This is a genomic window from Pseudonocardia zijingensis (genome assembly GCF_042657305.1).
Taxonomy (GTDB): Bacteria; Actinomycetota; Actinomycetes; order Mycobacteriales; family Pseudonocardiaceae; genus Pseudonocardia; species Pseudonocardia zijingensis.
Window position 1 is genome coordinate 95,870 of the sequence record NZ_JBHSKO010000011.1, and the last position, 20,266, is coordinate 116,135.

Below are 20,266 nucleotides of genomic sequence, written 5' to 3' on the forward strand. Positions count from 1 at the left end.
ACAGGTCAGGTGTAGGCGCGCACGTCGACCAGCAGCAGCCGATCGCCGGTGGTGGCGTAGACGGTGCTCCCGTCCGGGGTGATGTCCATGTCACGGATCGGGGCGCCCGCCTGCACGGCGGCGACGTCGGTGCCGTCGAGGCGGCGGACGAGGACCTGGGTCGAGTCGGGCCCGCCGATCGTGACCACGTGGCTCCCGTCGGCCGTGGGCAGGGCGACCGCGCTCGCGATCGGGCGCCGTCCCGGCAGGGTCTCGCTGTCCTCGGTGCGGGTGTCCACCACGATGACGGAGGGTTCGTCGGTGAAGACGTAGAAGCGCTCCTCGTCGGGCGAGAGCACCACGCCGGTGCTGTGGAGGCTGGGTCCGCCGTCAGCGGGCTGCCACAGCCGCCCGCTCGACGACACGACCCCGTCCTGGTATGCCACGAACTCCTTGTCCCCGTCGTCCAGGCTCACGGCCTCCACCCATTCGCCGGTGTCGACGAGCAGGGAGCCGCGCGCGTCGAGGCCGAGCACCTCGGCGTAGGAGTCGAACTCGACGGCGAACCCGAGCGGTGTGGAACCGGCGACCGCACCCGCGGCGAGGTCGATCCGGACCACGGCGTTCCCGCTCAGGACCAGCGCCTCGTCCGTGCCGCCGCGGACGGCGACACCGTGGCGCAGCGGGGGCGCACCCGTGTCGACGGAAGCCGTGACGCGTTGCGAGGCGGGGTCGAGCACCTGCACGGCGTGCTCGTCCTGTAGCAGGACCCGCCCGGGAGATCCGTGCGCGTTGATCGACGCCGACGCGATGTCGAGCACCACCGGTTCCGGCAGCGTCGCGGGCAGCTGCGCCGCGAGAACGCCCGCGGCGACGAGTTGCGCCACGGCCGTCGCTGCTGCGATCCAGAGCGCCCGGGCCCGGCGGCGCACCGTCCCCGGGGCGTTCATCGGGCCACCGCGTCGGTGTCGATGACCACGAGGGTGCGCGCATCGGTGGCGGCGTACAGCGACCGGCCGTCGGGGGCGAAGGACAGCTCGTTCGGCACCGCGTCGAGGGGCACCGCGGCGATCTCCACCTGCGTCGCCGCGTCGACCAGCCGGAGGCCGCCGTCCGTGTCGCCGAGCGCGATCAGCCCTCCGCTCGGGCTCACCGCCACGGCGATCACCGCCGCGTCGGCGACGTTCGGGAACCGGACGGTGCGCACCGCCTCCCGGGTCGCCCCGCGGACGACCGTGTAACCCCCGTTCCCCCCGAGGAACACCTCGTCGTCGGGCCGGAAGGCCGCCCAGCCGGCCCAGCCCGCGATCGTGGCTGCCACCTCCATCGTGCGGGTGTCGACCGCGAGCACGACGTCGGCGCTCTGGTCGCCGATCCTGCCGGAGAGCAGGTACAGCGTGGCGCCGTCCGGGCTGATGCCCAGCTGGGCGTCGGTCACGCCCACCGGCGACGTGGCGACGACCCGGCCCGTGGCCATCTCGATCGTGAGTACCTCCGGGCGGTCGCGGACGCTCGCGTACCCGGTGGCACCGTCCGGGGACAGCACGAGGTCCCTGATGTCCTCGGGGACCGGCAGCTCGCCGACGACGCGGGCCGCGCCGATGTCGACGACGTCGATCGTCCGTTGCCCGGGGACGTAGGCTCGCGACCCGTCCGGTGCGATGGCGGTGGCCAAGGAGCCGACGGGTACCGGGTCCGACGCGGTCCGGCTCGCCGTGTCGACGATGTGCGTGCCGAGGATGGTCTGCACCACCACGTGGCCGCCGTCCGGGGTGACCGCCAGGTCCATGGCCAGCTGGCCGATGGGGATGTCGGCCACCTGCGCCACGGTCCTCGCGGCGGGCAGCTGCGCTCCGGCGGCCGCCGCCTGCGGCGCGTGCGTGACCGGCACGGGCTGGTTCACCAGCACCACGAGCACGACGACCACCACCGCGAGCACGCCGTTCGCCGCCAGCAGCCACGGCAACGGGCCCCGGCCGACTGCCCAGCCGGCCACGCGGGGCACGGCCGGTGCGGGCTCGGCCGGCCCGGGGATGATCGTCGGGTCACCCGGCGGTTCCACCAGCGTCGGCCGCACCGGCCGCAACCTGCGGGCGAGCTCCTCGGCGGTGGGGCGGGCGGCCGGGTCGCGGACGAGGCACTCCCGCAGGTGGGGGCGCAGCGCGTCCGGCACCCCGTCGGTTGACGGCTCCTGCTGGCTGATCCGCAGCAGCATGGCCACCGGGTTCGCGGTGTGGCCGAACGGGCCGCTGCCGGTGGCGGCGAACACCACCACGGACGCCAGCGAGAACACGTCGGACGGGGCCTGCGCCTCGTCGCCCGCCGCCTGCTCCGGCGACATGAACGCCGGAGTACCGATCACGTGGCCGGTGTGGGTGATCTTGGTGGCGTCCAGGGCCCGCGCGATCCCGAAGTCGATCAACCGCGGACCATCGGGCGCCAACAGGACGTTCGACGGCTTCAGGTCGCGGTGCACCACCCCGGAGGCGTGCAGCGCGGCCAGCGCTTCCGCGAGCTTCTCCGCCAGCGGCCTGACCGCACCGGGCGGCAGCGGCCCCGCCCGGCTCACCTGGTCCTCGAGGCTGGGACCCTCGACGTACTCGGTGGCCAGCCACGGGCGCGGCCCCTCGGGATCGGCCTCCAGCACCTGCGCGGTCCACGGGCCGACCACCCGGCGGGCCACCTCGATCTCGCGTGCGAAGCGGTCCCGGAACGCGCGGTCGCCGGTGAGGTGCGCGTGCACCACCTTCACCGCAGCCCGACGCCCGTCGGCCGTCTCCCCCAGGTAGACGACACCCATCCCGCCGGAACCGAGGCGCCCGCGCAGTGTGAACGGACCCAGCTCCGCCGGATCATCCGCCCACAGCGCGTCCATGCACCCCCCAGTGACCCGAGCACGATATCGCCCGCCCCGGCGCCGCGGCGCTGTCTGTCCCCTCACCTCCACGTGACTGCGCGGGCCGCAGGCAGGAACATGGAGCCACGTGACCTCCGCCCGCCCCCGGCCCGCACCCATCACCGACTCGCATGCGGTCCCGGCGGCGCTGCTCGTCACCGCGATCCTGCTGCTCGCGCTCAACCTGCGCGGCCCGCTCGTGGCCGTCTCGGCCGTGATCGACCCGATCCGCGCCGACCTGGGCATCGACGCCGCCACCGCCGGGCTGCTCACGAGCCTCCCGGTGCTCTGCTTCGGCATCGCCACCCCGCTCGCCTCCGCGGTGCTGGCGCGCCTGGGGCTCGCGCGGGGCGTGCTCGCCGCCACCGGCGTGCTGCTGGCCGGGATCGTGGTGCGTTCCCTCGACGGCCTGCCCGCCGCGATCACCGGCACGCTCCTGCTCGGGCTGGCGATCACCGCGGGCAACGTGGCGATCCCGGTGGTGATCGGGCGCGACCTGCCCCGGCACGCGGGCGCGGTGCTCGGCGCGTACACGGCGGCGCTCAACGTCGGGTCGATGCTCACGCTGTCGCTGACCGTGCCGATCGCGGGCGCGACCGGCTGGCGGGTGGCGCTGGCGAGCTGGGGCGTGCTGGTGGTCGGGTCCGCCGTCGTCTGGTGGTGGGCCACCCGGGGCAGCGACGCGCGCCCGGCACCGCCTCGCGACGCGCCCGACGGCGCGGTCGTCACGGCCTGGTGGCGCCGCCCGGTGGTCTGGGTGCTCACCGCGGCGTTCGCCGGGCAGTCCTTCGCCTACTACAGCGTCACGGCCTGGCTCCCCCAGCTGCTGCGCGACGAGCTGGCGATGCCCGCGGCCCGCGCGGGCGCGGCGGCCTCGGTGTTCCAGATCGCCGCGCTCGCCGGCGCGTTCGGGGTGCCGGTGCTGCTGCGCTACACGCGCGCGGTGCCGACCGTCCTCGTCGTCTGCGCCGCGTGGATCACGATCCCGCTCGGCCTCTTCCTCGCCCCGCAGTTCTGGACGGCCTGGTGCGTGATCGGCGGCGCGGCGCAGGGCGGCGGCCTGGTGGTGATCTTCTCGCTGATCGTGCGGGTGGCCCGCGACTCCGCGGAGAGCAGGCACTTCTCCGCGCTCGTTCAGGGCGGCGGGTACACCGTGGCCGCCACGGGGCCGCCGGTGCTCGGCGCCGTCCACGCCGCGTCGGGCGGGTGGACGGCGCCGCTCGCGGTGGTGCTGGCCGCGATCGCGCTGCTGGCGGTGGCGGGCTCGCTCGCGGCCCGCGGGGTGGCGCCTACCCGGCCCGGCCGCGGCTGACCGACTCCAGCGCCGACCCGATGTCCGCGCGCACCGGCGCCGGCACGCGCTCCAGCCCCGCGCCCAGCGACAGGTGCGGCAGCCACCGGGTCCGGTCGAGGAACGCCTGCACGAGCGTCCCGTCGTGGGCGCGCATGGCGTCCAGCACGGCGTCGTAGGCCTCCTGGTCGTCGATCACGTCGGCCAGCGGGGTGTCCAGCGAGACCGGCCCGCGCCCGTTGCCCGTGGTGGGCGCCGGGACCTCCCAGCGGTGGCGGCCCGAGCCCACGGACAGCTCGTCACCGCCGGGCAGCCGCACCGTCGCCGTCGTGTTCGCCGGCACTTCGGCCTCCACCACGACCACGTCTCCGCGCCGCTCCCAGCTCGCCGACGCGCGCCCGTACGGGGTCTCGTGCGTGGCGCTCGCCCGGTCGAGGCCCGGCAGCGGGTGCGGGGCGATCGCGATCTCCCGGTAGCCCGGCGCGGCCGGGGCGAGCCCCGCCACCACCCGGTGCAGCCAGTCGGCGATGGCCCCGAACGCGTAATGGTTGAACGAGGTCATCTGGCCCGGGTTGACGGTGCCGTCGGGCAGCATGCTGTCCCAGCGCTCCCAGACGGTGGTGGCGCCCATCGTCACCGGGTAGAGCCAGGACGGGCACTGCGTCTGCAGCAGCATCCGCGCCGCGGCGTCGAGGTGGCCGCCCTCGGTGAGGGCGTCCTGCACGATCGGCGTGCCCACGAACCCGGTGGCCACCCGGTACCCGGCCACCCGCACCAGCTCGGCGAGGCGCTCGCCCATCACGCGGCGCTCGCCCTCGTCGGTCACGATGCCGTACACCAGCGCCATCGCGTACGCGGTCTGCGTGTCGGACATCATCCGGCCGGCCGGGGTGACGTACTCGCGCACGAACGCGGCCCGCACGTCCTCGGCGAGCTTGCGGTACTGCGCGGCGTCGTCGTCGCGGCCCAGCAGCGCCGCGGCGCGGGCGAGCAGATCGGTGGAGCGGAACAGGTGGGCGCTCGCCACGAGGTCGCGGTCGGTGGTGGCGTCCCCGGGCCGGTCCGGCGGCGCCGCGGGGTCGAGCCAGTCGCCGAACTGGAACCGCCCCTCCCACAGCAGCCGGGGGCCGGCCAGCGCCAGCAACACCTCCACCCAGTCGCGCATGCTGTCGTACTGGGTGGCCAGCACCTCGCGGTCGCCGAAGCGCTCGTGCAGCACGTGCGGGATCACGGTGGCGGCGTCACCCCACGCCGCGGCGGGCGTGGCGGCGCGCTCGAGCACGTTCGGCACGATGAACGGCACGATCCCGTCCTGCGCCTGCTGCTCCAGTGCGAGGTCGCGCAGCCAGGAGGACAGGAAGCCGTCGCAGTCGAACAGGAACGTGGCCGTCGGCGCGAACACCTGGATGTCGCCGGTCCAGCCCAGGCGCTCGTCGCGCTGCGGGCAGTCGGTGGGCACGTGCAGGAAGTTGCCGCGCATCCCCCACACCACGTTCTCGTGCAGCCGGTTCACCAGCTCCGAGGAGCTGTCGAACCACCCGGTGCGGCGCATGTCGCTGTGCACCACGACCGCCACGACGTCGGCCGGGTCGAGCTCGCCGGGCCAGCCCTCCACCTGCACGTAGCGGAACCCGTGGAACGTCGAGCGCGGCTCCCAGGTCTCCGGCCCGCCGCCGGCGAGCGTGATGCGGTCGGTGGCCTCGGCCCGGCGCAGCGGCCGCGTGCACAGCTCGCCGTGCTCGAGCACCTCGGCGTGGCGCAGCACGACCTCCTGCCCGCGCTCGCCGGACACGGTGATCCGCAGCCAGCCGACGACGTTCTGCCCGAAGTCCAGCACGGTGGCCCCGCTCGGCGTGGTGAGCACCTCCCGGACCGCCACCTCCTCGGTGCGCCGGGCCGCCGGGGCGCTGCGGGCCTCGGGCACCACCACCGTCTCGTCGACCCGCACCGGCGCCCACGCCGAGTCGTCGAACCCGGATGCCGACCAGCCGGGCAGCACGCGCCGGGCGTCGTAGGTCTCGCCGGCGTAGATCCCGCCCGCCGTGATCGGGCCCTCGCCCGTGGCGCGCCAGTGCGGGCCGCTCGCCACGGTGGCGGTGCGCCCGTCGGCGTACTCGATCACCAGCTGCACGGCCACCGCGGGCTGCGGCCCGTAGTGCAGCGCCGCCTCCCGGAAGCCGAACCGTTCGCAGAACCAGCCGCCCGACAGCCACACCCCCACCGCGTTCTCGCCCTCGGCGAGAAGGGCCGTGACGTCGGTGGTCTCGTGCACCAGGCGCTGCTCGTAGGCCGTCCAGCCCGGCTTGAGCACCTCGTCGTCGACCTCACGGCCGTTGAGCTCCACCTGGTAGACGCCGTGCGCGGTGGCGTACAGGGTGGCGCGGCGCACGGGCCCGTCGACGGTGAACCCGGCCCGCACGAGTGCGGGCTGCCCCTCCCGCGCCGGGTCGGCGAGCCCGACCAGCTGCGCGGTCCACCCGCCATCGGGCAGGAAGCCGGCCACGACCTCGTGCGGTTCGCTCCACTCCGAGGTGACGCCGTCCTCGCCCGTGACGCGGACGCGGACGGTGTGCGACGCGCCGGCCTCCAGCGGGTCGATCGGCCAGTCGACCAGCACCGAGTCGCGCCCCTCGACCCGGACGGTGCGGGCACCGTCGAGCTCGACCTCGGCGCCCGCCTGGACCCACCCGGGGGTCTCGGACTCGGTCACCCAGGACAGGCGGGGGCGCGGGGTGGCGACGGTGGTCCGATCGGTGGCGTGCTCGGCGGTGATCCGGACGACGGACGGCACAGAGATTCCTCTCGGGTCGGTTCAGCCCTTGATGGCGCCGGCCGTCATGCCGGCGACGATCTGGCGGTTGAAGAACAGGTACATCACCAGCGGCGGAACGGTGATGAGCAGGATGTTCATGAACAGCAGGTTGTACTGCGTCTCGTACTGGCTCTGGAAGTTGTAGAGCGTGAGCTGCACGGTGGCGTTCTGCTCGCCGGGCAGGAAGTACAGGGGGTGGGTGAAGTCGTTGAAGACCACCACCGACTGCACCACGATCACCGTGACCGCCACCGGCCGCAGCAGCGGGAAGACCACGCGGAAGAACAGCCGCAGCGGCCCCGCGCCGTCGATGATCGCGGCCTCGTCCAGCTCCCGCGGCACCGTGGCGATGAACGCCCGGAACAGCAGGATCGAGAACGACAGCCCGTAGGCGACCTCCACCAGGATCAGCCCGGGCATGGTGCGGAACAGCCCCAGCCCCTGCAGCACCCAGATCGTGGGCACCACCGCGGGCGGGATGATCAGCCCGGACAGCACGAGGAAATTGATGAAACCGGTCCAGCGGCTCGGGCGGCGCTGCAGGACGAACCCGACCATCGCCGCGAGGATCACCATGATCGCCACGCTGGAGACGGTCAGGATCGTGCTGTTGATGAACGCGATGATGAGGATGTAGTCGCGCGCCTCGAGGGCCTCCCGGAGGTTCTCAAGGAACGCGAACTCGGTGGGCCAGCTGAACTCCAGCAGGCCCGCCTCGCGCTGCGTCTTCATCGCGGTGACGAGGACGAACGCGAACGGCACGATGAACACCACGGCGAACGCGACGATCGCGGCGGTGCCGAGCCAGTAGCGGGTCGCGGTCCTCACAGCTCGACCTCCTTGCGGTTGAGCACCCGCGACAGCGGCAGGACGATGGCGGTGACCAGGATGAACAGGATCACGTTCCCGGCCGTGGAGAGCCCGTAGAAGCCGGCCTGGTACTGCTTGTAGATCACCGACGCGATCACGTCGGAGGTGAAGCCGGGCCCACCGCGGGTCATCGCCCAGATCAGGTCGAACGAGCGCAGGCCGCCGATCAGCGACAGGATGATCACGGTGACGGTGGCCGGGCGGGCCAGCGGCAGCACGATGTTGCGGAACTGCTGCACCGTCCCCGCCCCGTCCACCCGGGCCGCCTCGAAGTACTCCTGCGGGATCGACACGATCCCCGCCATGTAGATCACGGTGGCGAGGCCGACGCCCTTCCAGACGTCGACCAGCGCCACCGACAGCAGCGCGAGCGAGGGGTCGGTGAGCCAGCCCGGCCCCGGGATGCCGACGACGGCGAGCGTCTCGTTGATGAGCCCGCCGAAGGGGTCCATCAGCACCTGGAAGGTGATCCCGACCCCGATCGTGCTCACCAGCACCGGGAAGAACACCACCGAGCGCAGGAAGCCGCGCGCGATGATCTGCGAGGTCAGCAGCACCCCGAGCAGGAGCCCGAGCACGACCTTGAGCCCCGAGGTGACCACCGCGTAGATCACCGTGTTGACCATGCCCGTGACGAGCGCGGGCTCCCGGAAGAACTGCACGAAGTTCTCCAGGCCGATGAACTCGGACTCGAACAGGCTCCAGCGGGTGAGGCTGAACCAGAACGAGGCGACCGTCGGGACCAGGAAGAAGATCGTGTAGAGGATCGCGGCCGGCAGGTAGAACCAGGTCGGGTACGGGCTGCGGGGCCGCTGCCCGGCGGGCGTGCCCGCCGGGCCCCCGGCAGCCGGGGTACGCGGCTTGGTCGTGGTCGTGCTCACCATGTCGGCCTCACCATGTCGGCGCCCTCCGCGCGTGCGGCCGCTACTGCCACCCGTCCAGCCCGAGCTGCAGCGCCTGCTTGCGGACGTCGTCGTCGTAGAGGGCGGCGCCGTCGGCGGCGGGCCGGATGCCGGATCCGACCTCCACGGTGATCTGCTCGAGGGCCGGGCCCTTGATCGGCGACAGGAACTCCAGCGCCGGGCTGTAGGTGCCCGCGTCGATGTAGGACTGGAAGTCCGTGGTGGCCGGGAGGACGTCGGCGGGCAGCGTGCACCCGTCCACCGCGTACGGGCCGGTGGGCATGGCGCCCGCGGACTGCGCGTCACAGCCGGCCGGGCTCGCGATGAAGGCCACGAGCTTCTTCGCGGCGTCCAGCTTCTCGCCCTCGGTGGTCTTCGGGATGTAGACGCCGTCCGGGGACCACACCGTCAGCCCGTTCTTCGCGGGGTCGTCGCCCGGGATCGGGAAGATGCCGATCTCCTTCGCGCCCTCGGGGGACGCCTGCGCGAGGGCGGGGATGCCGTTGGTCAGCATCGGGTAGTGCGCGCCCTCGGCCTCGCCGAGCTTGCGCATCCCCTCCTCCATCTTGGCGGTGGGGAAGTCCTCGTTGTAGTAGCCGAGGTCGTGCAGCTCCTGCAGGTGCTGCCAGCCCTTCAGCGCCGCGGGGGAGGTCGCGAACTTGGCCTGGCCCGCCGTGTAGCGCTCGGCGAAGTCGGGCTCGGCGGAGGCGACGTTGTGGAAGTCGCCGAGCACGAACAGCTGCGAGGTGTAGGTGTCGCCGTAGGTCTGGATGACCGGGTCGATGCCCGCCGCCTTGATCGCCGCGTTGTTCTGCATGAACGCGTCCCACGTGCGCGGTACCTCGAGGCCGAGGTCGGCGTAGATCTTCTTGTTGTAGAGGATCGCGCCGGTCAGCTGAGGACCGAAGGGGGCGCCGTAGACCTGGTCGCCCGCCGACACCACCCGCTGGGAGTTCTCCTCCACCGAGCCGACCCACGGCTGGTCGGTGAGCGGGGTGAGGTTCTGCTCGGGGCCGATCGCCTGGAACAGCGAGCCGGAGTTGTAGACGAACACGTCGGCCATGTCGCCGGTGGCCAGCCGCGTCTTGACGATGTTGTCGCCCTCGGAGCCGCTGGGCCGGGTCTCGACGTCCACCGTGATGCCGGCGTTGGCCGCCATGAACGCCTCGGCCACGCTCTGCGCGGCGTTCACCCTGCTCTGGTTGCTGCCGACGAGGAAGGTCAGGGAGACCCCGTCCCCATCGCCGCTGGAACCGAGGCTGCCGGCGCTGCACCCGGCGAGGGCCAGCGCCGCGCCGGCTGCGAGCGCGATCACCCGCAGGTGATGGCGCGAGGATGTGTGCTTCCGCATCAGGACCTCTTCGTCGGGACGGGAATTTAAACGTTTCAGAGCTGGGGGGACCCTATGGGCGCAGCGTGACACCCGTCAAGGGCAAGAGCGCACCGCGGGCATGTGGAGATCAGCAGTGAAAGGTTTCACCGCTGGTCGGGGACGCGGACCAGCCGGACCATCGCACGGGGGTCACCACGAGCAGCACCCCCGAGGGCGGCGCCGCCGCGTAGGGCGGGTACTTGGCCGCCAGCGCCGCGAGCGCGCGCTCCCGCGTGGGCCCGTCCTCGTGCACCGCCGCCGTGCCGTCCACCCGCACCCACCACAGCGCCGACCAGTCCGCGTCGTAGTGGTCCACCACGAGACCGACCCGCGGGTCGCGGCGCACGTCGGCCAGCCGCGCCAGCCGGGTGGTGCTCTTCGGCTTCACCTCGTCCACCGCCGAGCAGACCAGCCCGTCCAGCAGCACGAACGTGATCGGCACCAGCCGCGGGCTGCCGTCGGGGCGCAGCGTGGCCAGTCGGGCCACCGGCGCGGCGGCGAAGCGGGAGCGCATCACCTCGGGTTCGAGCGCGGGCACCCCCCGAGTGTGGCGTAAGCGCGCCGGGCTCCTGCCCTCGCGCTCCCGGGGTTGGCCGATGCCGTCCCGGTCGACCTCCCGCTCGCCGCCGGCCAGTGGCGCGAACACCTCTGCGCGCTGTTCGACCGGCCGTTCACCGGGCCCGAGCTGGACGTCCTGCCGGTCGGGTTCGACCCGCGTTCCCCCTGCTCCTGAGTACGCTGCGGGCGCATGGCCCCTCCCCCCGCCGTGGCGATCGCACCGGGCGTCTTCCGCATCCCCACGATCGGCTCGTGGGCCGTGAACTCCTTCGCCCTCCTCGACGACGACGGCTCCGTCACGCTCGTCGACACCGGGGTGGAGCGGGCGCCCGCGCGGATCGTCGCCGGGCTCGCCGCGCTCGGGAAGCACCCGGCGGACGTGCAGCGGATCGTGCTCACCCACGCCCACCCCGACCACGCGGGCGGGGCGCGGGAGATGGCCACCCGCACCGGCGCCCCCGTGGCCGTGCACAGCGGGGACGCCGGGTACGCGGGCGAGGGCACGAGCCCGCCGAACGACCGCTCGTCGGTGTCGGGCCGCCTCTTCGCCCGGGTGCAGAACGGCCGGTTCCCGCCCGTGCCGGTGGCCGAGGAACTCGCGGACGGGCAGGTCCTCCCCGTCGCGGGCGGGCTGCGGGTGGTGGCGACGCCCGGCCACTCCCCCGGCCACGTGTCGCTCCTGCACGAGCCCACCCGCACCCTGATCACCGGCGACGCGATCTTCAACGTGCTCGGCATCCGCTACTCGCCGCGGGTGTTCTGCACCGACTTCCGGATGTCGAAACGCACCGCCCACGTCCTGGGCGAGCTGGAGTACGACCGCGCGGGCTTCACCCACGGCCCGGAGATCGTCGACGGCGCGCGCGAGGCGGTGCGGACGTTCCTCGCACGGACGCCGCGGTGATCAGGCGGTGCCCTCGATCAGCCCGCGGATGTAGCCCACGGCGTACAGCCGCCCCAGCACCCCGTACCCGGCCTGCGCGCCGACCTCGCCGTGCAGCGTCGGCACGTGGTCGGAGCGCATGAGGCCGTCGAACCCGATGCCGCGGTAGGCCTCGATGCAGGCCCGCATGTCGGTGGGGCCGGCGTCGTGCCACGTCTCGACGAACCCGTCGACCGTGCCCTCCACGTCCCGGAAGTGCACGAAGAAGATCTTCCCGGTGTCCCCGAGGTCGCGGATCGTGGCCGGCACGTCGTCGGTCATGAGCCGGAAGTTGCCCTGGCAGAACGTGATGCCGTTCATCGGGCTGTCGGAGACCTCCAGCAGCCGGCGGAATCCGCCCACGCTCGACATGATCCGCCCGATCCCGCCCAGCGGCGACAGCGGCGGGTCGTCCGGGTGCATCGCGAGCCGCACCCCCGCCTCCTCGGCCACAGGCAGCACCCGCGCCAGGAAGTACTCCAGGTTCTCCCAGAGCTGCTCCTCGGAGATCGTCCCGAGCGGTGGCGGCGGGCCGGCCTCGAAGATCGCGCGGTCGAACCCGGTGACCGTCGACCCGCCCCGCGCCGGGATCGACGTGGACGTCCGCACCCAGTTGCGGTCGGTCATCCACTCGTAGCACCAGACCGGGATGCCCAGCTTGCCCATGTTGCGCAGCAGCGTGCAGACGTTCTCGATCTCCTCGTCCCGCCCGGGCAGGCCGCGCTTGGCGAGGTTGAACGGTGGCCGCCACTCGATCACACCGAGGTCGAAGCCGTTGCGCTCGTAGAGGTCCTTGGTGCGCACCATCGGCAGGTAGTCCCACGGGGCCTCGTGCCCCGGGTGTGGCCGCGGGTCCCCGGGCAGGGTGCCCACCGCGTCCGCCACACCCGCCTGGCGCATCAGCGGCCAGAGGCTGCCGTCCGCACGGTCGGCAGGCAGCATCTCCGCGATCCTCATCGACCACCCTCTCCGTTCCGCTACACGGAACTGCATCCCACAGGTGAGAACCTCGGGCGACCGTACCCCCGATGTGGTGACCACTCCAGAGCCCTGCTCGCGCCGGTGGGGCCTCACACACCGGTCGTGGTGCTCACACACCGGTTGCAGTCGGTGTGCCGGCACGAGAGGTGGTGTGCGAACACCTCGGCGACGGCCGGCCGACGCCGCACACACCGGTCGTGGTGCTCACACACCGGTTGCAGTCGGTGTGTGAGTGCGGGTGGTGGTGTGTGAGCGCGGCGGAGGCTGCCTGCGTCGGCGAAACCAACGGCAGCGCTGCGGCGGGCGCGCCGTGCCCGGCCGGCAGCACCCGGCGCCCGGCGAGCAGCACCCCACCGCACCCACCTCGACGCCCACGTACGCCTCGCCCGGCCGCCACGACCGGGTGTCGGGGACGCTCCGTAGCCTGATCCCGTGCTCGCCGTCCACGCCCTCTGGTCCCCCGGCCGCGGGGTGCTGCTGTGGGCCGAGGACGGCGAACGGCCCGCGGGGGCGTCGAGCCGGTCGTTGCGGCCCGGGCGGCCGCACCCGTTCGCGGCGCCGGTGTCGGCGCTCGCGGCGCTGCACCCCGGCAAGCCCACCACGGCCACGCTGCTGCTGCCCTCGCGTCCGGGTGGGCCGCTCGCCTCGCCCGAGCTGGTGCGCAGCGGGGGCCGGTCGGCGCCGCCGCGGGGTGGGCCGGTGCTGCGGGCGTGGACGGTCCCCGCCCTCGCCGTCGACGCCGCAGAGCTGGAGGATCCGGCCGACGAGGCGCGCTACGGCAGCTCGGTGGCCCACCTGCGGGCGGTCGCGGCGCTCGTCGCCGACCTCGCCGCGTGGGGGCCGGTGCTGCCCACCCTGCGCCGCCACGGCGGCCACGCGTTCGCGCGGTGGCGGCCGGTCGTGCAGGGGCTCGACGCGGTGGCGCTCGACGCACTGGTGGCCGCGCTGCCGCCGGTCGGGCGGGCGGAGGCGGTGTCGCCGAAGGGGGCGCCGGACGCCGGTCCCGACCCCCACGAGCTGGTCGCCGACGCGCTCGAGGCGCTCACCGACGCAGCGGTGCGCGACCGGCTGGCCCGCGCCCCGCAGCCGGTGGCGCTGCTGCCGCCGCGCCGCGGTCGTGCTTCCCGTCAGCTGCCGGCCGCCGAGGCGTGGCTCGCCGCGCTGCTCACCGCCGACGGCCGGATCGGGGAGTGCGCCGCGGCCGAGCTCTCCGCCCTGGAGGAGGCGGTCGCCGAGTGGGACGAGGTGGGCGCGGAGGCCGCGGGCGACGGGCGGGCCTGCTTCCGGCTCTCCGAGCTGCCCACGCTGCACGACCCGTCCGACCCCGGTCCCGACACGCTCGACCAGACCGGCGACGGCACCCGCTGGGTGCTGGAGTTCCTGCTGCAGTCCACGGCCGACCCGAGCCTGCTCGTGCCGGCCGAGCAGGTGTGGTCGGGTGGGGCGGAACGCCTGTTCACCGACCCGCAGCACCTGATGCTCGCGGAGCTGGGCCGGGCGGCGCTGGTCCACCCGGCGCTCGCCGGGGCGTTGCGGCAGGCCCGGCCCGAGCACCTCGATCTCACGGTCGAGGACGCCCACGAGTTCCTCACCACCCGGGCCGCGCTGCTCGTCGAGGCCGGGTTCGGGGTGCAGCTGCCGCGGGGCTGGGACGGCGCGCGCCGCGTCGGGCTCACCCTGTCCGCGCGCAGCACCCCGGCCGACCGCGTGCTCACCCGCAGCGGGCTGGGGCGTGAGCAGCTGGCGGAGTTCCGCTGGTCGATCGCGGTCGGCGACGAGGAGCTGTCCGAGGAGGAGATCAGCGAGCTCGTCGCCACGAAGGCGCCGCTGGTGCGGCTGCGCGGGCGGTGGGTGAGCGTCGACGTGGAGCGGCTGCGCAAGGGCCTGGAGTTCCTGCGCCGGGCGCGGCGCCGTCCCGAGTCGGCCGCGCCCACGGCCGCCGAGGTGCTGGCGCTGGCCCAGCGCCACCCCGACGACTGGCCCGAGGACGAGCTGCCGCTCCCGCTCACCGACGTCCGCGCCGACGGCTGGATCGGGGAGCTGCTGGCGGGCACGGCGGAGCGGTCGATCACCCCGATCGAGCCGCCGCCGGAGTTCCGGGCGCAGCTGCGGCCCTACCAGCAGCGCGGCCTGTCGTGGCTGGCCTTCCTGTCCTCGCTCGGCCTCGGCGCCTGCCTCGCCGACGACATGGGGCTGGGCAAGACCGTGCAGCTGCTCGCCCTCGAGGCCACCGAGCGCGCGCAGGAAGAGCGGCCGCCCACGCTGCTGATCTGCCCGATGTCGCTGGTGGGCACGTGGCAGCGGGAGGCGGCGAGGTTCGCGCCCCACCTACGCGTACTCGCCCACCACGGCAGCGGCCGCGCCCACGGCGAGGAGCTGCGCGCCGCCGTCGCCGAGGCCGACCTGGTGGTCACCACCTACGCCACCGCGGCCCGCGACGGCGACGACCTCGCCCCGATGTCGTGGCGGCGGCTGGTGCTCGACGAGGCGCAGGCGGTGAAGAACAGCCGCGCCACGCACGCGCGCGCCGTGCGCCGCTTCGAGGCCGAGCACCGCGTGGCGCTCACCGGCACCCCGGTGGAGAACCGGCTCTCCGAGCTCTGGTCGATCATGGACGTGCTCAACCCCGGCCTGCTCGGCTCGGCCGACACCTTCCGCGCGCGCTACGCGATCCCGGTGGAGCGCCACGGCAACGGCGAGGCCGCCGCGCAGCTGCGCCGGGTGACCCGCCCCTACCTGCTGCGCCGGGTCAAGACCGACCCCACCATCATCGACGACCTGCCCGACAAGATCGAGGTCACCCAGCACTACCAGCTCACCCGCGAGCAGGCCTCGCTCTACCGCACGGTCGTCGACGACATGATGGAGAAGATCGAGGACTCCGAGGGCATCGAGCGGCGCGGCAACGTGCTCGCGGCGATGGCCAAGCTCAAGCAGGTCTGCAACCACCCCGCGCAGCTGCTGCACGACGGCTCCCCCGTCGGCCGCCGGTCGGGCAAGATCATCCGCCTGGAGGAGATCCTCGCCGAGATCCTCGACGAGGGCGACCGCGTGCTGTGCTTCACCCAGTTCACCGAGTTCGGCCACATGCTGGTGCCGCACCTGTCGGCCCGGTTCGACACCGACGTCGCGTTCCTGCACGGCGGCACCCCGAAGAAGCGCCGCGACGAGATGGTCACCCGGTTCCAGGAGGGCGACGGGCCGCCGATCATGCTCCTGTCGCTCAAGGCGGGCGGCACGGGCCTCACGCTCACGGCGGCCAACCACGTCGTCCACCTCGACCGCTGGTGGAACCCGGCCGTGGAGAACCAGGCCACCGACCGCGCGTTCCGCATCGGCCAGCGGCGCAACGTGCAGGTGCGCAAGTTCGTGTGCCCGGGCACCGTCGAGGAGCGCATCGACGAGCTGATCACCAGGAAGAAGGCGCTGTCGTCCATGGTCGTCGGCGACGGGGAGGGCTGGCTCACCGAGCTGTCCACGGAGTCGCTGCGGGAGCTGTTCGCGCTCGGCGGGGAGGCCGTGCAGGAGGAGGTCGGGGATGCCTGACCCGGACCCCTTCTGGTGGCGCGACGCCCAACCGGCCCGGCCGCGCAAGGTCGAGGGCGGCATCCAGATCCACAGCACCCGCGGCCAGGTGGCGCGCACGTGGTGGTCGAAGCGGTTCATCTCGGTGCTGGAGCAGCTGGGCGTCGGAGGGCGGCTGTCGCGCGGGCGCAGCTACGCCCGCGCCGGGCAGATCGTCTCGCTCGACGTCGACGTCGGCGGGGCCGTCGCGCAGGTGCAGGGCTCGCGGCCGCAGCCCTACCGGGTGCGACTCGGGGTGCCGGCGTTCGGCAAGGCGGAATGGGCGGCGGTGGCCCAGGCGCTCGCCGACGACGCCTCGTACGCGGCGGCACTGCTCAACGGCGAGATGCCGCGCGACATCGAGCGGGTGTTCGAGACGGTGGGGCTGTCGTTGTTCCCCGCCACCGAGCGCGACCTGGCGATGGACTGCAGCTGTCCCGACTTCGCCGTGCCGTGCAAGCACCTGGCCGCGGTCTGCTACGTCCTCGCGGAGCGCTTCGACGCCGACCCGTTCCAGATCCTCGCCCTGCGCGGCCGGCAGCGCGACGAGCTGCTGGAGGAGCTGCGCGTCCGGCGCTCCGCCGCAGCACCCACGCAGGGCGCCGACCTCGCCGGGGTGATGGACCGGTTCTGGACCGCGGCCGCGCTGCCCGAGCAGCTCGCGGGCCCGCGCACCCCGCCGGACGCCCTGCTCGACCAGGTGCCCCCGTTCCCGATCGAGGTGCGGGGCCACCCGGTCAGCGAACTGCTGCGCCCGGCCTACCGCGCGCTCGGGGCCGCGGAGTAGCGCTCCCGCGGGCCGAGCGTCGCGGTCAGCGCCTGGTCGAGGTCGGCCACCAGATCGCGGGGGTCCTCCAGCCCCACCGAGAACCGCAGGTGGCCGTACCGGCGGAACTCCTCCGGGTAGTACCGGGCCCGTTCGTCGTCGCCCGCCACGTGCACGATCAGCGACTCGTCGTGCCCCAGCGACACCGCCGACGTGATCACCCGCAACGCCGCGACGAACCGGTTCTGCGTGCCGGCGTCGCCGCGCACGGCGAACGCGAGCATGCCACCGAACCCGCCGTCGAGGGTGCGGGCGGCCACGGCGTGCTGCGGGTGGGACGGGAGGCCGGGGTAGGCGACGTAGGCCACGCGGGGGTCTTCGTCGAGGAACTCGGCCACGGCCTGGGCGTTGGCGCAGTGGGCCCGCATCCGCATCGGGAGCGTCACCGAGCCGCGCGTGATCAACCAGGCGTTGAACGGGCTGATCGCCCCGCCGACGTTGACCATCGCCTCCGAGCGCACGGCCTCGACCAGCGCCGTGCCCGCCTCGCCCGCGCCGATCACGGCACCGCCCATGGCGTCGCCGTGGCCGTTGACGTACTTGGTGAGCGAGTGGACGACGACATCGGCGCCGAGGGCCAGCGGGCGCTGCAGCACGGGCGTGGCGAACGTGGCGTCCACCGAGAGCGGCGCACCCGCGGCGTGCGCGATCTCGGCCACCGCGGCCACGTCGGTGATCCGGGTGGTGGGGTTGGCGGGGGTCTCGACGTGCACGAGGCGCGTCTCCGGCCGGATCGCGGCGGCCACGGCGGCGGGGTCGGAGGAGTCGACGAGCGTGGCGGTGATGCCGTACTTCGCGGGCAGCAGCTCGGTGAGCAGCCGGTACGTGCCGACGTAGGTGTTGTCGGAGCAGACGACGTGGTCGCCGGTGCGCAGCGCGGCGAAGAGGAGCCCGTGCACGGCGGCCATCCCGCTGGCGACGGCCACCGCGGCGGTGCCGCCGTCGAGCGCGGCGAGCTTCTCCTCCAGCCACGCCTGGTTGGCACCGCCGTTGCGGGTGTAGAGGCGGGTGCCGGTGCCCGACCAGGACAGCTCGGACGGGTCGTCGGGCAGGGCGTAGGAGTTGGCCATGACCAGTGGTCGGCGGATGGCCCCGCTCCCGGCGTCGACGGCGTTGCCGGCGTGCACGGCGAGCGTGGCGAGGTGCGGGGTGTCGGACACGCCTCCTTCGTACGCGACCGCGCGAAGCCTGTACGAACGGCACCCCCGTACCGCTCTATCGGACGAGGGTGCCGTTCGTACGATCAGCGCGGTGGGCCCGCCGGAGCCATCGGGCCGGGTGGTCTGCCGCGCCCCGGGCCCGAGGGCGGCGGCCGCCCGCGGGTGGGCACGGCCCGCCCCTGCACCCTTCGTGCCACGGGCCGCACTAGGCGACTGCCACCGGCTCGGCGAGCAGACCGCGGCGGTGCGCGCGCCGCTCGAACCACAGCGTGGCGAGCGGCGGGATGCTCGCGACCAGCGCGACGATCGTGACCGGCAACCGCCAGCGGAACGTGCGGGCCACCACGAGGGTGACCACCACGTAGGCCACGAACAGCGCGCCGTGGATCGGGCCGAACACCTTCACCCCGATGTCGTCGAACACCACGACGTACTTGAAGAACATTCCGAACAGAAGGCCGGCCCACGAGCACGCCTCGGCGATGGCGACGGCGCGGAACGCCCGCGCACCCGTGGACGGGGAGACGACAGCCACCCCTTCACTCTGCCGGACGCATGATCCCACCCGGATGGCGGGTACCGCACACGGAGAGTGATCTTGAACCTGAACCGCGGAGGCCTCAGCTCACGCGCCGGTGCCCGTCGACCACCGCGACGCGGTCGAACGACAGATCCACGCCGCCACTATCTCCCGCAGCGGGCCCGCCGGGAATGCCCGCACCGGCCTCCCGAGTGCGGTTCCGATCCGTTATCGGGCCCACCCCGACTCCTCCGTCCGGCCGGGCCAGGCGCCGGGCGGGCCGCACGCTTTCCCGGCGGCACGATCCATTCCAGCCCCGACACACCGGATCGGCCCCGGATCGGCCCCGGATCGACAATGCGCTCGGGCCTCCTTTATCATCGGCACCGAAATTCGTACCCACCCTTCTCCAGCGCCGGATCCCGCCTCAGGCGGGTTCCTCCGGCCTAGCCGGAGCAGTTCCGAAAGGCAGCATCCCGTGGCCAAGCAGACGACCGTCACCCTGGTCGACGACCTCGACGGCAGCGAAGCCGACGAGCAGGTCGAGTTCGCGATGGACGGCAAGTCCTACGAGATCGACCTGTCCTCGGCCAATAGCGCCAGATTGCGCGAGGCGCTCGCCCCCTTCATTTCCGCAGCTCGTCGCACGAGTGGACGCCGCCGTTCGGGTGGCGCGGTGGCCACGGCGCGGCCCAGCACCGACCGCGAGCAGAACCAGGCCATTCGCGAATGGGCCCAGCAGCAGGGGATGAAGATCTCGGAGCGCGGCCGGATCCCGTCCAACGTGCTCGAGGCCTACCACAAGGCCCACTGAGTCGCGCCACCGCCTCCGAGATCGCGAACCCGCGCATCAGCGCGGGGCCATCCGGATTGCGCCGTCGAGCCGGATGACCTCTCCGTTCAGCATCGGATTGGCCACGATGTGCGTCACGAGCGCCGCGTACTCCGCAGGATCCCCGAGCCGGGCGGGGTGCGGCACCTGATTGCCCAGTGAAGCCCGCACCTCGTCCGACGCGCCCGCGAGCAACGGCGTGTCGAAAAGGCCCGGCGCGATCGTCATCACCCGGATCCGCGCGTTCGCCAGATCCCGCGCCACGGGAAGCGTCATCCCCACCACGCCGCCCTTGGACGCCGAGTAGGCGGCTTGGCCGATCTGCCCGTCGAACGCCGCCACCGATGCGGTGTTCACGATCACGCCGCGTTCCTCGCCCACCGGCTCGTGGCGCAGCATCCGTTCGGCGGCCAGCCGGATCACGTTGAACGTGCCGATCAGGTTGATCTCGATGACGCGCGTGAAGTCGGCGAGCGGGAACGGGCCGTTGCGCCCCACCGTCCGGGCGGCGCCACCCACCCCGGCGCAGTTCACCGCCACGCGCAGCGGGCCGAGCTCGGCCGCGACGTCGAGGGCGGCGGTGACGTCGGCCTCGCTGCGGACGTCCGCGGGTGCGAAACGCACCCCGTCGCCGAGCTCGGCCGCGCGTTCGGCACCCGCCGACGACGGGAGGTCGACGATCACCACCCGGGCCCCGGCCGCGTGCAGGGCCGTCGCCGTGGCGAGCCCGAGGCCGGACGCCCCACCGGTCACCACTGCCACTCCGCCGTCGATGTCCACC

Annotated in this window: 17 protein-coding genes; 6 read left to right on the plus strand and 11 right to left on the minus strand. The window is 73.6% G+C overall.

The features are described 5' to 3' along the window. Positions 1–5: 5 nt before the first annotated feature. Entirely contained in the window at positions 6–929 is a 924-nt protein-coding gene (locus tag ACFPL3_RS21865; protein ID WP_343947050.1) for a WD40 repeat domain-containing protein, read from the minus strand. Continuing rightward, positions 926–2,854, minus strand: a complete 1,929-nt coding sequence (locus ACFPL3_RS21870) for a protein kinase domain-containing protein (RefSeq protein WP_343947051.1) — start codon at positions 2,852–2,854, stop codon at positions 926–928. The genes ACFPL3_RS21865 and ACFPL3_RS21870 overlap by 4 nt, the downstream gene beginning before the upstream one ends. A 109-nt stretch (positions 2,855–2,963) precedes the next feature. Between ACFPL3_RS21870 and ACFPL3_RS21875 the strand changes: the two genes are divergently transcribed. Then, positions 2,964–4,187 carry an MFS transporter gene (locus ACFPL3_RS21875; protein WP_379589605.1) on the plus strand — a complete coding sequence of 408 codons (1,224 nt, stop codon included), beginning with the start codon at positions 2,964–2,966 and terminating at the stop codon, positions 4,185–4,187. Here the strand turns inward: ACFPL3_RS21875 and ACFPL3_RS21880 are convergent. The 5 genes from ACFPL3_RS21880 to ACFPL3_RS21900 all read right to left on the minus strand — a co-directional run bounded on the left by ACFPL3_RS21880 (position 4,165) and on the right by ACFPL3_RS21900 (position 10,660). After that, positions 4,165–6,957 (minus strand): alpha-L-rhamnosidase, encoded by a 2,793-nt coding sequence (locus ACFPL3_RS21880; RefSeq protein ID WP_343944832.1) that lies wholly within the window; start codon positions 6,955–6,957, stop codon positions 4,165–4,167. The genes ACFPL3_RS21875 and ACFPL3_RS21880 overlap by 23 nt on opposite strands. A gap of 21 nt (positions 6,958–6,978) precedes the next feature. Beyond that, positions 6,979–7,806: a carbohydrate ABC transporter permease gene (locus tag ACFPL3_RS21885; protein WP_343944833.1), complete on the minus strand. Its 828-nt coding sequence runs from the start codon at positions 7,804–7,806 to the stop codon at positions 6,979–6,981. Continuing rightward, positions 7,803–8,732, minus strand: coding sequence for a carbohydrate ABC transporter permease (locus ACFPL3_RS21890; RefSeq protein WP_343944834.1), 930 nt, complete (start codon positions 8,730–8,732; stop codon positions 7,803–7,805). The genes ACFPL3_RS21885 and ACFPL3_RS21890 overlap by 4 nt, the downstream gene beginning before the upstream one ends. 40 nt (positions 8,733–8,772) lie before the next feature. Continuing rightward, complete coding sequence (locus tag ACFPL3_RS21895) at positions 8,773–10,101, minus strand: ABC transporter substrate-binding protein (protein ID WP_343944835.1); 1,329 nt, start codon at positions 10,099–10,101, stop codon at positions 8,773–8,775. Positions 10,102–10,210: 109 nt separating this feature from the next. Further along, positions 10,211–10,660, minus strand: a complete 450-nt coding sequence (locus ACFPL3_RS21900; protein ID WP_343944836.1) for a TIGR03668 family PPOX class F420-dependent oxidoreductase — start codon at positions 10,658–10,660, stop codon at positions 10,211–10,213. 51 nt (positions 10,661–10,711) lie between these two features. On the opposite strand from ACFPL3_RS21900, the gene ACFPL3_RS21905 reads away from it, so the two are divergent. Together ACFPL3_RS21905 and ACFPL3_RS21910 are read left to right on the plus strand one after the other, a co-directional pair. Further along, positions 10,712–10,855 carry a hypothetical protein gene (locus ACFPL3_RS21905; RefSeq protein WP_343944837.1) on the plus strand — a complete coding sequence of 48 codons (144 nt, stop codon included), beginning with the start codon at positions 10,712–10,714 and terminating at the stop codon, positions 10,853–10,855. Positions 10,856–10,870: 15 nt separating this feature from the next. Continuing rightward, on the plus strand, positions 10,871–11,584 hold the full coding sequence (locus tag ACFPL3_RS21910) for an MBL fold metallo-hydrolase (RefSeq protein WP_343944838.1): 714 nt from the start codon (positions 10,871–10,873) through the stop codon (positions 11,582–11,584). On the opposite strand, the gene ACFPL3_RS21915 is transcribed toward ACFPL3_RS21910, so the two are convergent. Continuing rightward, positions 11,585–12,559 carry a mannonate dehydratase gene (locus ACFPL3_RS21915; RefSeq protein WP_343944839.1) on the minus strand — a complete coding sequence of 325 codons (975 nt, stop codon included), beginning with the start codon at positions 12,557–12,559 and terminating at the stop codon, positions 11,585–11,587. It abuts the gene before it with no gap. A gap of 456 nt (positions 12,560–13,015) precedes the next feature. On the opposite strand from ACFPL3_RS21915, the gene ACFPL3_RS21920 reads away from it, so the two are divergent. Next, a complete protein-coding gene (locus tag ACFPL3_RS21920) occupies positions 13,016–16,129 on the plus strand; it encodes a DEAD/DEAH box helicase (protein ID WP_379589606.1) in 3,114 nt (1,037 codons plus the stop codon). Next, a complete protein-coding gene (locus tag ACFPL3_RS21925) occupies positions 16,122–16,934 on the plus strand; it encodes an SWIM zinc finger family protein (RefSeq protein ID WP_343946423.1) in 813 nt (270 codons plus the stop codon). The genes ACFPL3_RS21920 and ACFPL3_RS21925 overlap by 8 nt, the downstream gene beginning before the upstream one ends. Here the strand turns inward: ACFPL3_RS21925 and ACFPL3_RS21930 are convergent. After that, on the minus strand, positions 16,907–18,133 hold the full coding sequence (locus tag ACFPL3_RS21930; protein WP_343946424.1) for a trans-sulfuration enzyme family protein: 1,227 nt from the start codon (positions 18,131–18,133) through the stop codon (positions 16,907–16,909). The two genes, ACFPL3_RS21925 and ACFPL3_RS21930, sit on opposite strands and share 28 nt — an antisense overlap. Before the next feature lie 205 nt (positions 18,134–18,338). Beyond that, positions 18,339–18,668 carry a DUF3817 domain-containing protein gene (locus tag ACFPL3_RS21935; RefSeq protein ID WP_343946425.1) on the minus strand — a complete coding sequence of 110 codons (330 nt, stop codon included), beginning with the start codon at positions 18,666–18,668 and terminating at the stop codon, positions 18,339–18,341. 463 nt (positions 18,669–19,131) lie between these two features. On the opposite strand from ACFPL3_RS21935, the gene ACFPL3_RS21940 reads away from it, so the two are divergent. Continuing rightward, on the plus strand, positions 19,132–19,467 hold the full coding sequence (locus ACFPL3_RS21940) for a histone-like nucleoid-structuring protein Lsr2 (RefSeq protein WP_343946426.1): 336 nt from the start codon (positions 19,132–19,134) through the stop codon (positions 19,465–19,467). A 36-nt stretch (positions 19,468–19,503) separates the two neighbouring features. On the opposite strand, the gene ACFPL3_RS21945 is transcribed toward ACFPL3_RS21940, so the two are convergent. Further along, complete coding sequence (locus ACFPL3_RS21945; RefSeq protein WP_343946427.1) at positions 19,504–20,265, minus strand: 3-hydroxyacyl-CoA dehydrogenase; 762 nt, start codon at positions 20,263–20,265, stop codon at positions 19,504–19,506. Position 20,266 lies beyond the last annotated feature (1 nt).